The organism is Rothia aerolata (assembly GCF_014635585.1).
GTDB lineage: Bacteria > Actinomycetota > Actinomycetes > Actinomycetales > Micrococcaceae > Rothia > Rothia aerolata.
Genome location: NZ_BMDC01000002.1, coordinates 242,614 through 255,429, shown reverse-complemented (window position 1 = coordinate 255,429; position 12,816 = coordinate 242,614). Strand labels below are relative to the sequence as shown.

The following is a 12,816-nucleotide window of genomic DNA, read 5'->3' as shown; positions in this document are numbered from 1 at the left end:
CAAAATTAAGCCTAAAATCCACCGTTCGGCTCTACTAGCCTGTTCCAGCTAGAGCGTATCTGTAGTCTTCCAGTCCCTCAGGCAAATCTCCCTTCGAAGGATCTTGGACATAGGTTCGATCGGTGACGTCGTACCCCCAGAGCCAGTCAACGTATCGATACCAGTTGTTTTCGGCATTACGAAACAGCTCATTGCGAAGTAAGCGGGCAGCGCCGTCCACATGCCAAATTTCGCCCCAGAATCGCCCAAGGTTCTGCACTCGACGGCACCTGTTAACGCGCTCTGTTTCCACCTCAAGGAGAACCCTATCCCAATCCACCGCGCCGTGAGCCCTGACGAAATCCTCTGCATACTGGGCAACGCATTCAGCGTCTTCCATTGCCATCACAGCACCAGAAGCTAGGTATTGAAGGGGCGCGTGGGCCGCATCCCCTAACAAAATAATGCGACCGTTTACCCATGTGTCCACAGCTTCAAGATCAGCCATCTGCCACCATTTATCGCGCCACATCAAGGGCAAACGCGATTGAATAAAATCGGTGCAGTGGTCGTAGGCTGAGTCGAGTTCCTCGTTATTACCCCAGTCTTCAGGTACGTTTCCAATCTTCAGACCGTCCAGGTACCGCTTGGACTCAAAAACCGCCACCTGGTTAAGAAGATTTCCTCCCCGCAGAGGGTACTGAATGAAGTGGCAGTGAGGGCCTATGTATCCAATAACTGATTTAAGCCCTTTCATCTCTTCATCCTCTACTAGCGAAGAAGTTCCTCGATAAGCAACATAGGACGAGGGCACCGGTTTATCGCCGTGCATCTTAGCCCTTTGGACTGAGTGCACTCCGTCAAAAGCAAGAAAAACATCAGCCTTAAAAATATCTCCGGTGGAAAGAGAAAGCTCAACGCCTGTGCCGCTTTCTTCGTTGAAGGTATCTTCGACTTTGATTCCGTTGTGAAGGGTTGCTCCATTTTCTCGGGCTGCCTCAATTAGGGTAGTCAGCAAGTCAGAACGATGAATAACTATGTATTTTCCTCCATAGCGGTTCTCAAATTCTTCGTCGAAGGTGAGAGTTACCAAGTCAGAACCGTCCACGGCATCGCGGAAAATCATATCTTTAGGCTGAAACCCCAAATCAGTAATCCTCTGGCTGACACCCCATTTATCCAGCATTTTCCAGCCGTGGGGCCCGATTTGAAGTCCAGCACCGACCTCCTTGAATACCTTGGCGCGTTCAAAGAGCGTTACCTCCGCGCCCCGGAGTGCCAGAGCCAGTGCCGCAGCAGCACCACCGATTCCTCCTCCTGAAATTGCTATTTTTTGGCCGTGTAGGCTTTTCTGATTCATGGTTAACTCCTTTCCTTAAAACCAGCTCCCCACTAAGCAGCCTCGCGCACGTGAGCCGAGCGGCGCCGTCCTAGGGAAAGCAAGGTCAGCAGCACAGCCGAAACCGCGGCGGAACCGGCGAAGAGAACGTAGTTAGAGGCAACGCCGGCGCTTTCGTTAGCCCACTGCAGGCCCAGCAGAAGGCCCGCAAGCTGGGGAGCTGCTACCGCGCCGATTCGTCCAAAACCGAGGGCAAAGCCAAGGCCGGTGCCGCGCAGATCCTGGGGATAGTAGGTAGCAATTGCGGCGATAATCAGAACCTGGGTACCGTGGGTGCCCACGCCCGCCAGCACCAGAATAATGTAGACCAGGCCAACCGGCGGGTGCAGCAGCAGGCAGAAGAGAGCTACCGCGGCCACCGAAGCCGAGATAATAGCGGAGCGCAGGGGGCCGAAGGTGTCGCCGATCCAGCCGGTGATAAATGATCCAATGACGGCGCCGAGGTTCAGTACCAGCGTAAAGACCAGGGCTGCGCCAAAGTTATAGCCCGACTGCTGCATCAGCTTGGGCAACCAGGTACCCAGACCGTACCAGGCCAGCAGAGTAAATACGGTTGCCAGAACGAACATTACGGTAGCGAAACGGTACTCAAGGCTGAAGAGGGAGCCAAAGCCCGGGCGAGCCTTCTTAGCTGCCTTCTCTGCCTCAGCGGCTGCTTTCTCCTGCTGCGGGAAAGTTTTCAGTGCCAGGGGAAGACCGATGATGAGCGGAATAGCGGCGAAGAGGAACATAAAGCGCCAGCCCCATTCATCGTGGGTGGGCACCACGAAAATTGCTACCACCGCTGCAATTGAGCCACCGATAGGAACACCGGACATAGTCCAGGTTGCCCAGAGGGCCCGGTATCGCACCGGAGCCAGGTCAGAAACCATAGCGTTGACCGAGGGCACCAAACCGCCCAGGCCGAAGCCGGCGAAGAGGCGGAAGAGACCAAAGAGAACCGGATTGTGGCTGAAGGCGCAGAGAATGGTAAAGACCGAGAGCACCACCACCGAGAAAATGATGGCGAATTTTCGGCCCATAGCGTCGGAGATTCGCCCCAGGGCTACCGCGCCAATCATCATGCCCAAAAAGGCGGTTGAGCCTAGAGTTCCCGCCTGTGCCGGAGTGAGGCTCCACTCCTCCATAATGTGGGACTGAACGGTTCCGTAGACAATGAGGTCGTAGCCGTCAAAGACCACGAAGAACCAGCCCACCAGGGCTGCTACCAGCGGGCGACCGCTGAGACCGAAAATTGAAAATTCTGAGCGGCGGGGTTCGGTCAGCGTCTTTGCTGAGTCCGAGGACGCCGCGGGGTGAGGATTCGAGACCTCATCCTGAGTTGTTACGTGATTAGCCATGCGTCACATTTTTTAGGGTGACCCAAAACACGTGCAATAATATTCCGCAGACTGGAAAGATATTTTCAGAAGAAAGTTTATGCCGTGGATCGCCCCAAAGAGTTCCTTCAATCAGCAGACAACACCCTGCGATTAATCCTCCTCCTCCAAGAAAAACAGCAGCTCACCGTCTCCCAGGCAGCTAAAGAACTGGAGATAGGTGTCTCCACCGCCCACCGCACCCTGCAGATGCTGGTGTTTCACGAATTTGCGGTAGAAACCGAAGATAAAAGGTACATCGTGGGCCCTTCCCTTTCTCTGGGGCACAAGCGGAAAGTAGAGGGAGATCGCCTTCGCGGTATTGTTCATCCCTTCCTGCAAAAGCTAGCTAAGGAAACCGGGGAAACCTGCCATCTGGTGATTCGAGAACGCGCCCAGGTGACTTTTGTTCACAGCGTTGAAGGTACCCACCTGATTCGGGTGGGCAAGCGGGTGGGAATCACGCTACCCGCTTCCAAAAGCGCTGCGGGCCAGCACATGCTCACCCACCTCTCCACCTCCGAACTTCGGAGCCTGCACCCCCAGCTGAACGAAAGCGAATTTAGCAACCTGCGCAAAATCATTCAAAAGGCACGCTCGCAGGGATTTGGAATTAATGACGGAGACACTGAAGAAGAACTCTCAGCGGTAGGTTGCGCCCTCACCAACGAGGTGGGCGACATATTGGGAGGTATCGCTATCTCTATCCCCAGAAACAGGTTCAAGAAAAACTACCCCGCCTACGCCAGCTCCCTCATCCGGCTCAGCAGAGAAGCCAACAACACCCTGGCAAGTATTAGTAAAGATTACCTTTAGTATTCCGCTGAGCGGAAAGTAATTGTGAGCTACATAGCTCCTAACTATCTTGGACTCCGTACTCGGCATTTCCATACGTCAATGGAGATTGTGGAAAAGGAATTCGATATGCACCAAGATTCTATGAACGTTCCGCTGCCCACTCCCGAAGAGCAGGCAGAACTCAACGACATGTACGCTCAGATGGACCAGATGCACATGAAGCCGCTCTGGAACCAGATCGGCAACCTCATGCCCGAGCACCCCACCCCAGAAGCAGTTCCTTACAAGTGGGACTGGTCTACCCTGCACAAGCTGGCCGAGCGCTCGGGCGAGCTCGTTCCGGTGGGCCGCGGTGGTGAACGCCGCGCCATCGGTCTGGCCAATCCCGGCCTTCACGGCGAAACCCATGTTGCTCCCACCCTCTGGGCTGCAATTCAGTATCTAGCTCCCGGGGAGAACGCCCCCGAGCACCGCCACTCACAAAACGCTTTCCGTTTTGTGATCGAGGGCGAAGGGGTATGGACCGTGGTCAACGGCGATGCCACCCCCATGCGCCGAGGTGACTTTCTGCTGACCCCCGGCTGGAACTTCCACGGCCACCACAACATCGCCAGCGAACCTATGGCATGGCTGGACGGTCTGGATATTCCTTTCCAGTACAAAATGGATACCGGTTTCTTCGAATTCGGCACCGAACACCTCACCGATGAGGCAACCCCGGAAACCTCCCGCTCCGAGCGGCTCTGGGCTCATCCGGGTCTGCGACCCCTGGCCTTCCCCGGCGCTAAACCGTCATCTCCCATTGGCCGCTACGCCTGGGAACACACCGACGCCGCTTTGCGCGACCAGCTAGCCCTTGAAGATGCAGGTTTTGCCGGAGTTGTCTCCCCCGGCCACGCTGCCATTCGCTTCTCCAACCCCTCCACCGGCGGCGACGTCATGCAAACCATCCGCGCCGAATTCCACCGCTTGCGCGCAGGCGCCTCAACCCTGCCCATCCACGAAGTAGGCAACCGCGTCTTCCAAGTTTTCGAGGGTAGCGCAACCATCGTTATCGACGAGAAGCCCTTCGAGATCAACCACGGCGACGTCGTCGTGGTGCCCTCCTGGAAGAAGTGGCACCTCGAGGCAGGCAGCGAGGGCGCAGACCTCTTCTGCTTCAGCGACTTCCCCATCTTTGAAAAGCTCAACCTGTTCCGTTCATACTCCCCGGAAGGAATCTAAGAATGCGTCTAGCAACAATCCGCCACAAGGGCTCCACCGCAACCGTCAGGGTTGAATCTGATCACTCAGGCGTGCTGGTAGACGGCTACGCCAGCGTGGGCGACCTGCTGAAGCAGGACGACTGGTATAAGGTAGCCGAGACCGCCAACGGCGAGAAGGTCACCTTTGAGGAGAAGGACCTTGACGCCGTTGTGCCCGCCCCCTCCAAGATCGTGTGCGTTGGTCTCAACTACGCTAACCACATCAAGGAAATGGGGCGGGAGCTCCCCACCTACCCCACCCTCTTCACCAAGTACCCCGAAGCTCTCATCGGCCCCTACGATGACGTGCAGGTGCCCGACTACGCCAACTCCCAGCTGGACTGGGAGGGAGAACTGGCAGTGATCGTTGGCAAGTACGCCCGCCGCGTGAAAGCCGCCGACGCTGAAGGTTACATTGCCGGCTACGCCGTGATGAACGACTACACCATGCGCGACTATCAGTACCGCTCCGTTCAGTGGCACCAGGGCAAAAGCTTCGAGAAGTCAGCCGGCTTCGGCCCCTGGATGACAACCACCGACTCCTTCGAATTCGGTGGCGAGCTGGCAACCTTCCTCAACGGTGAGAAGATGCAGACCACCCCCACCGATGACCTGGTCTTCAAACCCGCCGACCTCATCGAATACATCTCTCACATCTACCCGCTCAACCCCGGCGACGTCATTATCACCGGCACCCCCGGCGGAGTCGGCCACGCCCGCGACCCCAAGCGCTACATTGGTAATGGAGACGTCGTAGAGGTCAGCATTGAAGGCCTAGGCTCAATCGCTAACAAGACCGTCTTCGAATAAACCGTTTTCACCAGCAAAGGAGCCGACCGGTGGCAAGTTTTCATGATCTCCCCCGAGAAGAACGCATGACTTTGGCGCTACGCGGTACCGCCCACTACACGCAGCAAGTATCGCATATCACCGAGGATGAACTGGGCGAAGAAACCAATCTCGAGGGATGGACACGGGCCCACATCATTTCCCACGTCAGCTATAACGCCGCGGCGCTGTGCAACCTGGTGGAGTGGGCAACCACGGGGGTGGAGACTCCCATGTATTCCTCCCCCACCGCCCGCAACGAGGAAATCGAGTACGGCACCACCCTGCCACCGGCTGCGCTCTTTAACCTGCACGATCACACGGTTGCGCGGCTAACTGCGGCTTGGAATTCGATGGACGACGCCGCCTGGGGCCACCAGGTGCGCACAGCTCAGGGCCGCACAGTCCCGGCTGAAGAGATGCTCTGGATGCGCTCGCGGGAAGTCTGGATTCACGCTTTCGACCTGAATAAGGGGGCCACCTTTGAGCAGATTCCCACAATTATTCTTCAGACTCTAATTCCCGAGATTCTTGCCAAGTGGGGCGATCAGGCTGATTTCACCCTGATCGACACCGATTCTGGGGAGCGTTACGGAACCGGTTCCACCGAGATTCGGGGAAGTCTCGCCGGGCTGGCCCGCTGGGCTTCGGGCCGCGGTTCTGCCGGTGTTGATACCGACCTTGAGCCACCGCGCTGGCTCTAGGCTCTTTCCCCTTGGCGCGAGCGGTGGATTTTAGGCTTAATTTTGCGAAAATTAAGCCTAAAATCCACCGTTCGGCTACCAGAGCGGCTTATCTCCCAGGCCCCAGTGATTGCCTGTAATTCGTTTATAGAGGTTCACCGCAGACCGGTCGGTCAGCGAGGCCACCTGGTCAATCACCAGTCGCAGTCGGGCGACGTCGTCATTGGGCCCCAGCTCCCGCAGATCGGCGGCAAAAACCGGATCGAGGTAGTCGGGGTTATCCAGAAGCGCCTCAACCAGCAGAGTCAGAATCTCCTGCTGGTTTTCATAGTGGGGCTGGGCGTCGCGAACGGTCATCACAAAAGTGGTGGCGATGCCCTTCATCACGGCGATTTCGTGCTCGGTTTTCTCGGGAACTATCAGCTGCGCCGAGTAGCGGGTCAGCGGTCGGTCGTAGCCGAATTTCTCGCGGGTTGTCTCCATCGAGGTGGCGGCGAATCGCCCGATCACCTTAGAAGTCAGTGCCTTGAAAGCCGCCATCGATGCCCTGGTGCCGCTCATATAGGGCACCCAGCAATCCAGCGATTCCAGCCGGGTCAACGCGGCGTCGAGCTCATCGTCGCTTGCCCGCGGCAGGTACCACTGGCGGGTTTTCTCAAAAACTTTCTCGCGGTTCTTTACGTTGCGCAGCTCCTCTAACTGCACGTGGCCGCCGAACACCGCGTCTTCAACATCGTGCACCGAATAGGAAATGTCGTCGGCTAGGTCCATGACCATTGCCTCCATGCACTTCTGCTTGGGGTTCGCGCCGGCTGCTGCGGCTTCTGCGCGGAACCAGTCGTAGACCCGCCGGTCGTCGGGGTAGACGCCGAATTTTTTGTTAGGACGGCCGTCGGGGCGGGCGGGTGCCTCATCGAGGGTCCAGGGGTACTTGCAGGTTGCATCGAGGGTGGCTCGGGTGAGGTTGAGACCGGCTGAGCCCCCGTCATGACGAATGACCTTGGGCTCCAGGCGGGTTAGCAGGCGCAGGGTTTGGGCGTTGCCCTCGAAGCCTCCGGCGTCTGAGGCAAGTTTGTTCAGGGCTGTCTCGCCGTTGTGGCCAAAGGGTGGGTGCCCCAGGTCGTGGGAGAGGCAGGCGGTATCGACCACATCGGGGTCGCAGCCGAGCATCCGTCCCACTTCACGGCCAATCTGTGCCACCTCAAGGGAATGGGTAAGGCGGGTGCGCACAAAGTCGTCAGTATCTGGATCCATGACCTGGGTTTTGGCGCCCAGTCTGCGTAGGGCTGAGGAGTGCAGAACCCGCGCCCGGTCGCGTTCAAAAGCAGACCGGTAGACGTTTCGATGCAGTTCAGGCACCCAACGTTCAGCATCGACCTCGGTATAGCCTGCCGTGGGGGCAAGCTCTGAACCGGGAACCATTCCGTCTTCGGGTTCAATGATTTTGCTCATGCTGTCAGTTTAGCGGGGCTCACTTCAGCTCACGAATACCCCTTTTCAGAACCAGTGATAAGCATTACACTCTTTTGTATATACATTTAAGGGGTGAATAATGACCGAGCACTACATTGCCGAAGAGAAAACGGCAGCGCTGGCAACCGTCCGTGGCCCTGGCACCGCCAAAGATGCCATTAAATTAGTCTTGCTTTCGCTGTTTGGTATCTTCGTCTTCTTTGTACCCGTTGAGTTCCAGGGCAAATCCTCCATTCCGCTTGACCACGCGGTGACCATCGTCAAGAACCTGCTAGGCCCCGTAGCTCCCTGGCTCATGCTGGCGCTCATCTGCCTGGGAACGATTCGCCCCTTCATCACGGGCACCTGGAAACAATCAGCAACCAAAGCGATTTTCGCTTTCCTCAACATCCCTGGTCTAGTAGCCGCCGTCCTGATGCTTACCGCTCCCCCAGCCTGGCTGGCTGATGAGTCAATCGGTCCCTTCCTCTGGGTCACACTGGTTCAGTCAGTAGGACTAATTGTGCCCATCGGCGCTATTTTTCTGGGGTTCCTCATCGGCTTTGGTCTTATGGAGTTTGTGGGGGTCTTTGTTCGCCCCATTATGCGCCCCGTCTGGAAAACTCCCGGCCGTTCTGCTGTGGACGCCGTCGCCAGTTTTGTTGGCTCCTATTCCCTGGGCCTGCTCCTGACCAACCGCATGTATAAAACCGGTGGCTATACCGCCAAGGAGGCAGCGATCATCGCCACCGGCTTCTCCACCGTTTCGGTTACTTTCATGGTGGTTGTTGCTAAGGCACTGAATATCATGGACCACTGGCTGCTCTACTTCTTCGTTTCCCTGATAGTGACCTATCTGGTCACCGCTATTTCGGTGCGTATTCCTCCCCTTTCCACCATTCCTAACGACTACTATCCGGGCTCCACACCCAGCCCCGAAGTCGAGATTAAAAAGGGTAAGTTCCTGCATGCCTGGGCTCAGGCACGCGGCACTTTGCAGAGCTCTCCCGGTGTTTTCAAAACCATGTGGCTGAACTTTAAAGACGGGATTCTCATGGCATCGGCCATTCTGCCCTCCATTATGTCTGTGGGGCTGATTGGCCTTTTGCTCTCAAAATACACCCCGCTTTTTGACTGGATGGGCTGGATTTTCTACCCCATCAACTCCCTTCTGGGGTTCAGCGACCCTACCAACACCGGTAAAGCGCTGAGCCTGGGCCTGGTTGAAATGTTCCTGCCCGCAGGCCAGATGGGCGCGGAAGCACCCACCGTTGACGCTTTCATCATTGCGGTAGTCTCTGTGTCAGCGGTTATCTTTCTCTCGGCCATGGTGCCTTCAATCCTGGCCACAGAAATTCCCATTTCTTTCTGGAAGCTGATTGTCATCTGGTTCGAACGAGTCATTCTGAGTCTGGTGCTCACCGCTCCCCTGGCCCATCTCATCCTCGGCCAGGTTTAAAGAGACAGGGTCTAGCCGCCCGAGACGTCCAGTTCTGCACCGGCAAGACCCAACCGCTCGGCGTCCCCCAGCACTCGCGAATCCAACCAGCCCTGCGGCAGGTGGGGCTTCTTGGGTGAGCCCGCGCGGCCACGGGGGCCCTCCACCGGCGCACCGGGGTAGCCAATCGAGTGGTCCAGCTCAGCCAGATACTCGCGGAAAGATGCCAGATCGGGAACGGTCGCCATCTTCGAGCGCAGCTGTCCGCCCACGGGGTAGCCGTGGAAGTACCAGGCTACGTGCTTGCGGATCTCGCGCAGACCCTTGGCTTCATCGCCGAAGGTCTCCACCAGCAGTTCAGCGTGGCGGTAAATCATATCCGCCACCTCAGAAACGCCGGGGCGGAAGCGCTCTTCGGAGCCCTCAAAAGCGTTCTGCAAATCGCCAAAGAGCCAGGGGCGGCCCTGGCAACCCCGGCCCACCACAATGCCGTCTACGCCGGTTTGTTCCACCATAGAAATTGCATCTTCTGCGGAGAAAATATCGCCATTGCCCAGAATCGGAACATCGGGAATCGCCTCGCGCAGATCGGCAATAGCGTTCCAGTCGGCATGGCCCGAGTAGCGCTGTTCGAGGGTGCGCCCGTGCAGAGCAATACCCGCAACCCCGGCGTCCCGAGCAATCTTTGCCGATTCAATGAAGGTCAGGTGGTCTTCGTCAATGCCCTTGCGCATTTTGATGGTCAGCGGAATATCGTTGCGAGAGGCCTCCTTCACGGCGGTCTCTACAATCGCGGTAAAAAGGTCGGTCTTCCAGGGCAGAGCCGAGCCACCGCCCAGCTTGGTTACTTTGGGCACCGGGCAGCCAAAGTTGAGGTCGATGTGGTCTGCGCGGTCTTCCTCGACCACCATCCGCACGGCCTTACCCACGTTGACGGCGTCCACACCGTAAATCTGGATGGAGCGAATCGCCTCGTCGCTGTCGTGCTCGATGATGCGCAGAGACTCAGGACGACGCTCCACCAGGGACCGTGCGGTGACCATCTCGGTCACGTAGAGGCCACCACCGTATTCACGGCAGAGACGGCGGAAAGCCTTGTTGGTTACACCTGCCATAGGCGCCAGCACCACCGGTACATCGATGGTGTGCTTGCCCAGGTTCAGGGGAGGTAGTTTCAGCTGCTTTGAACGGGGGGCGATAGTTTCAGTCACCTAGCAATTTTCGCACACTCCCTAGTACCCGGGCGATTGGGATTGCTCACAGAATTTTTGAGGGTAAGGAAAGTTTTTCTTGACAGACAAGCAAGTATCGAGGAAAGTGTGTAATGTAAAGATTTTTTGACAGAACCACATGTCAGGAGGTGAATCATGGAAAACTCCGACCCCCTGCTCGAACGGGTACGCGAGGCGCAGACAGCCGTCACCGCCGCCAGCCGCAGTCTTGAGGACGCCGTGGGGGAAGCCCGACTCGCCGGGGCAACCTGGCAGCAGATCGGAACGATACTCGGCGTGACCAAGCAGGCCGCATCACAGCGTTTCCATGAGACAAGGGTCTATAACGCTTCTTCCCTTGATCAAATCCAGAAAGAACTACAGCAAATAGCCGATGAGGTTTTTGCTGCGCTGGCCCACTCAGACATAGAGCGGGTGCACGCTTTAATGACCTACGCGGCAGCGCGGTTGCTCTCCAAACGAAAGATTTCTAAAGTCTGGCACTCCGTAATTGACTCCGTGGGACCCTTTATTGAGGTTCAGCGCTCGGTGATTGAATGGACCGGCTCCCAGTATGTTCTCACCTTTCGGCTCCGCCATGACCACGGGGAACCGGTTGGCCAAATCGCCTTCAACAAAGCTAAGAAAATTACAGGACTGGTGATCTACCTTGATGACTCAACAGAACTCCCCTGGTAATACCTCCAAGACCGCCGTGGTACTAACCATTGCTAGCTGGATTATCTTCGGGATTCTTATGTTTCTGCGAAGTGACGACCTTTTCAAGTCATCCATCTGGACTCTGGCAGTTGCTATTTTCAATGTGGGCCTATTTCTAGATTTACGCAAAGGCTTCAGTCTAGTGCGATGGTCGCCACTAAGAACCTTTCTCGCGGTGATTGCCAGCCATCTATTCTCGTGGATTATCTTTCCAGAATCACCGGCCCAGGTTGTCTTCACTTTCATGATTGCCCTTTTTGCTTCTCGCCTCTCAATGGATCCCAAAGACTCTAAGAAGTCCCGCACCGCCAAAGATCTGGGCGTCTAATGGATGATCTTCGGGTAGAGAAAGTTCTTCGAGCAGTGGAGTGTATCCCCAGAGGCAAACTTGCCACCTACGGCGATATTGGGGCAATCACCGGCGAATCTCCGCGGGTGGTGGGTAACCTGCTGGCCCGCTGGGGGTCTAATGTTGCCTGGTGGCGGGTATGCAATGCCAAAGGCGAGATTCCCGGCCACTTCAACGAGGCACTCCCCCACTGGAGGGAAGAGAATATTTCGCTCAACCCGGCAGGCACAGGTGCGCAGCTTAAATCCCACCGGATTGAGCTAGAAGAACTCGAGGTGCACTGGAAGAAAGCCACCGCGGACCTCACCTAACACGCGGCAGCCAGTTCGACAGCGCCGTCCTTAGATAAAGACCGACACCCGCAAGGCCGGGGCACCCCGCTAGTGGTGCAGAAAAGCGGTTTCCGGTTGCAAACTCGCAATCGGAAACCGCTTTTCTGCACCAGTCACCTGGGCAGCCTAAAACCCTAAGGAGTCGGGCGACCACCGGTGATGCCCAGGGTCTCACCGGAGACATAGGATGCTTCTTCAGACGCCAGGAACACATAGGCTCCGGCAATCTCGGCGGGCTGGCCTGCGCGCCCCAACGGGGTATCCAGGCCAAACTGGGTCAGCTTCTCCTGGGGCTGGCCGTGGCTGGGTTGCAGAGGAGTCCAGAAGGGGCCGGGAGCCACAGCATTCACGCGAATACCGCAGGGACCCAGAGCCTGAGCCAAACCCTTGCTGAAGTTATTCTGAGCTGCCTTGGTCAGTGCGTAGTCCAGCAGGGTCTCCGAGGGGTCATAACCCTGAATAGAGGAGGTGAAGATAATGGAAGAGCCGGGCTTCATGTGCGGTACCGCCGCCTTGGAAACCCTGTAGGAAGAATAAATATTTGACTTCATGGTCAAATCAAAATCTTCATCGGAGAGGTCTTCAAAGTTCTCGTGCCACACCTGGCGCGATGCGTTATTGACCAGAATATCCAGGCCGCCAAAGGCTTCTACGGTGTCTTCAACAATCTTCTGGCACTGGGCCAGCTCAGTGAGATCGCCGGGCAGGGCAAGCGCCTTGCGGCCAGCCTTTTCAATCTGCTCGATAATACGCTCAGCATCGGGCTCTTCAGCGGGCAGGTAGGAAATCGCAACATCCGCTCCCTCGCGAGCATAGGCGATAGCTACCGCTGCGCCCAGACCGGAATCACCGCCGGTAATCAGGGCCTTGCGCCCCTCGAGACGCCCGTGGCCCACATAGCTCTCAATACCCAAATCGGCAAGCGGAGTCATTTTAATATCCAGACCCGGCTCGGGCTGGGTCTGCTCCGGGGGCTCAATCGCATCGTACTTGGTGCGAGGATCCTGCATTGCACTCATTCTGTG

At 56.9% G+C, this 12,816-nt stretch carries 13 protein-coding genes; 8 read left to right on the top strand and 5 right to left on the bottom strand.

From position 1 onward, the window contains the following. Positions 1 to 34 precede the first annotated feature (34 nt). Together IEV00_RS07350 and IEV00_RS07345 are read right to left on the bottom strand one after the other, a co-directional pair. Positions 35 to 1,339, bottom strand: coding sequence for an FAD-dependent monooxygenase (locus IEV00_RS07350; protein ID WP_188359705.1), 1,305 nt, complete (start codon positions 1,337 to 1,339; stop codon positions 35 to 37). Between the two features lie 32 nt (positions 1,340 to 1,371). Further along, complete coding sequence (locus tag IEV00_RS07345) at positions 1,372 to 2,718, bottom strand: MFS transporter (RefSeq protein ID WP_188359704.1); 1,347 nt, start codon at positions 2,716 to 2,718, stop codon at positions 1,372 to 1,374. 84 nt (positions 2,719 to 2,802) lie between these two features. On the opposite strand from IEV00_RS07345, the gene IEV00_RS07340 reads away from it, so the two are divergent. From IEV00_RS07340 to IEV00_RS07325, 4 genes are all read left to right on the top strand, one after another. Beyond that, positions 2,803 to 3,552, top strand: coding sequence for an IclR family transcriptional regulator (locus IEV00_RS07340; protein ID WP_188359703.1), 750 nt, complete (start codon positions 2,803 to 2,805; stop codon positions 3,550 to 3,552). 108 nt (positions 3,553 to 3,660) lie between these two features. After that, the gene (locus IEV00_RS07335) at positions 3,661 to 4,758 is read left to right on the top strand and encodes a cupin domain-containing protein (protein WP_229723130.1); all 1,098 of its coding nucleotides are present in this window, start codon (positions 3,661 to 3,663) and stop codon (positions 4,756 to 4,758) included. 2 nt (positions 4,759 to 4,760) lie between these two features. Beyond that, complete coding sequence (locus tag IEV00_RS07330) at positions 4,761 to 5,588, top strand: fumarylacetoacetate hydrolase family protein (protein WP_188359701.1); 828 nt, start codon at positions 4,761 to 4,763, stop codon at positions 5,586 to 5,588. Positions 5,589 to 5,653: 65 nt separating this feature from the next. Then, a complete protein-coding gene (locus tag IEV00_RS07325; RefSeq protein ID WP_308936402.1) occupies positions 5,654 to 6,310 on the top strand; it encodes a maleylpyruvate isomerase family mycothiol-dependent enzyme in 657 nt (218 codons plus the stop codon). A gap of 75 nt (positions 6,311 to 6,385) precedes the next feature. Here IEV00_RS07325 and IEV00_RS07320 read toward each other — a convergent pair whose 3' ends face one another. Continuing rightward, positions 6,386 to 7,711, bottom strand: a complete 1,326-nt coding sequence (locus tag IEV00_RS07320; RefSeq protein ID WP_188359826.1) for a deoxyguanosinetriphosphate triphosphohydrolase — start codon at positions 7,709 to 7,711, stop codon at positions 6,386 to 6,388. Positions 7,712 to 7,841: 130 nt separating this feature from the next. Between IEV00_RS07320 and IEV00_RS07315 the strand changes: the two genes are divergently transcribed. Next, positions 7,842 to 9,200 carry a YjiH family protein gene (locus IEV00_RS07315; RefSeq protein WP_188359699.1) on the top strand — a complete coding sequence of 453 codons (1,359 nt, stop codon included), beginning with the start codon at positions 7,842 to 7,844 and terminating at the stop codon, positions 9,198 to 9,200. An 11-nt stretch (positions 9,201 to 9,211) separates the two neighbouring features. Here IEV00_RS07315 and dusB read toward each other — a convergent pair whose 3' ends face one another. Beyond that, a complete protein-coding gene (gene dusB, locus IEV00_RS07310; protein WP_188359698.1) occupies positions 9,212 to 10,390 on the bottom strand; it encodes a tRNA dihydrouridine synthase DusB in 1,179 nt (392 codons plus the stop codon). 156 nt (positions 10,391 to 10,546) lie between these two features. Between dusB and IEV00_RS07305 the strand changes: the two genes are divergently transcribed. From IEV00_RS07305 to IEV00_RS07295, 3 genes are read left to right on the top strand one after another with little or no spacing between them, the layout of a single operon-like run. Further along, a complete protein-coding gene (locus IEV00_RS07305; RefSeq protein ID WP_188359697.1) occupies positions 10,547 to 11,089 on the top strand; it encodes a hypothetical protein in 543 nt (180 codons plus the stop codon). Continuing rightward, positions 11,064 to 11,438 (top strand): hypothetical protein, encoded by a 375-nt coding sequence (locus tag IEV00_RS07300; RefSeq protein WP_188359696.1) that lies wholly within the window; start codon positions 11,064 to 11,066, stop codon positions 11,436 to 11,438. The genes IEV00_RS07305 and IEV00_RS07300 overlap by 26 nt, the downstream gene beginning before the upstream one ends. Beyond that, complete coding sequence (locus IEV00_RS07295; RefSeq protein ID WP_188359695.1) at positions 11,438 to 11,770, top strand: MGMT family protein; 333 nt, start codon at positions 11,438 to 11,440, stop codon at positions 11,768 to 11,770. Before IEV00_RS07300 ends, IEV00_RS07295 begins: the two co-directional genes overlap by 1 nt. 155 nt (positions 11,771 to 11,925) lie before the next feature. Here IEV00_RS07295 and IEV00_RS07290 read toward each other — a convergent pair whose 3' ends face one another. Next, positions 11,926 to 12,810 carry an SDR family oxidoreductase gene (locus tag IEV00_RS07290; RefSeq protein ID WP_188359694.1) on the bottom strand — a complete coding sequence of 295 codons (885 nt, stop codon included), beginning with the start codon at positions 12,808 to 12,810 and terminating at the stop codon, positions 11,926 to 11,928. Positions 12,811 to 12,816: the final 6 nt, after the last annotated feature.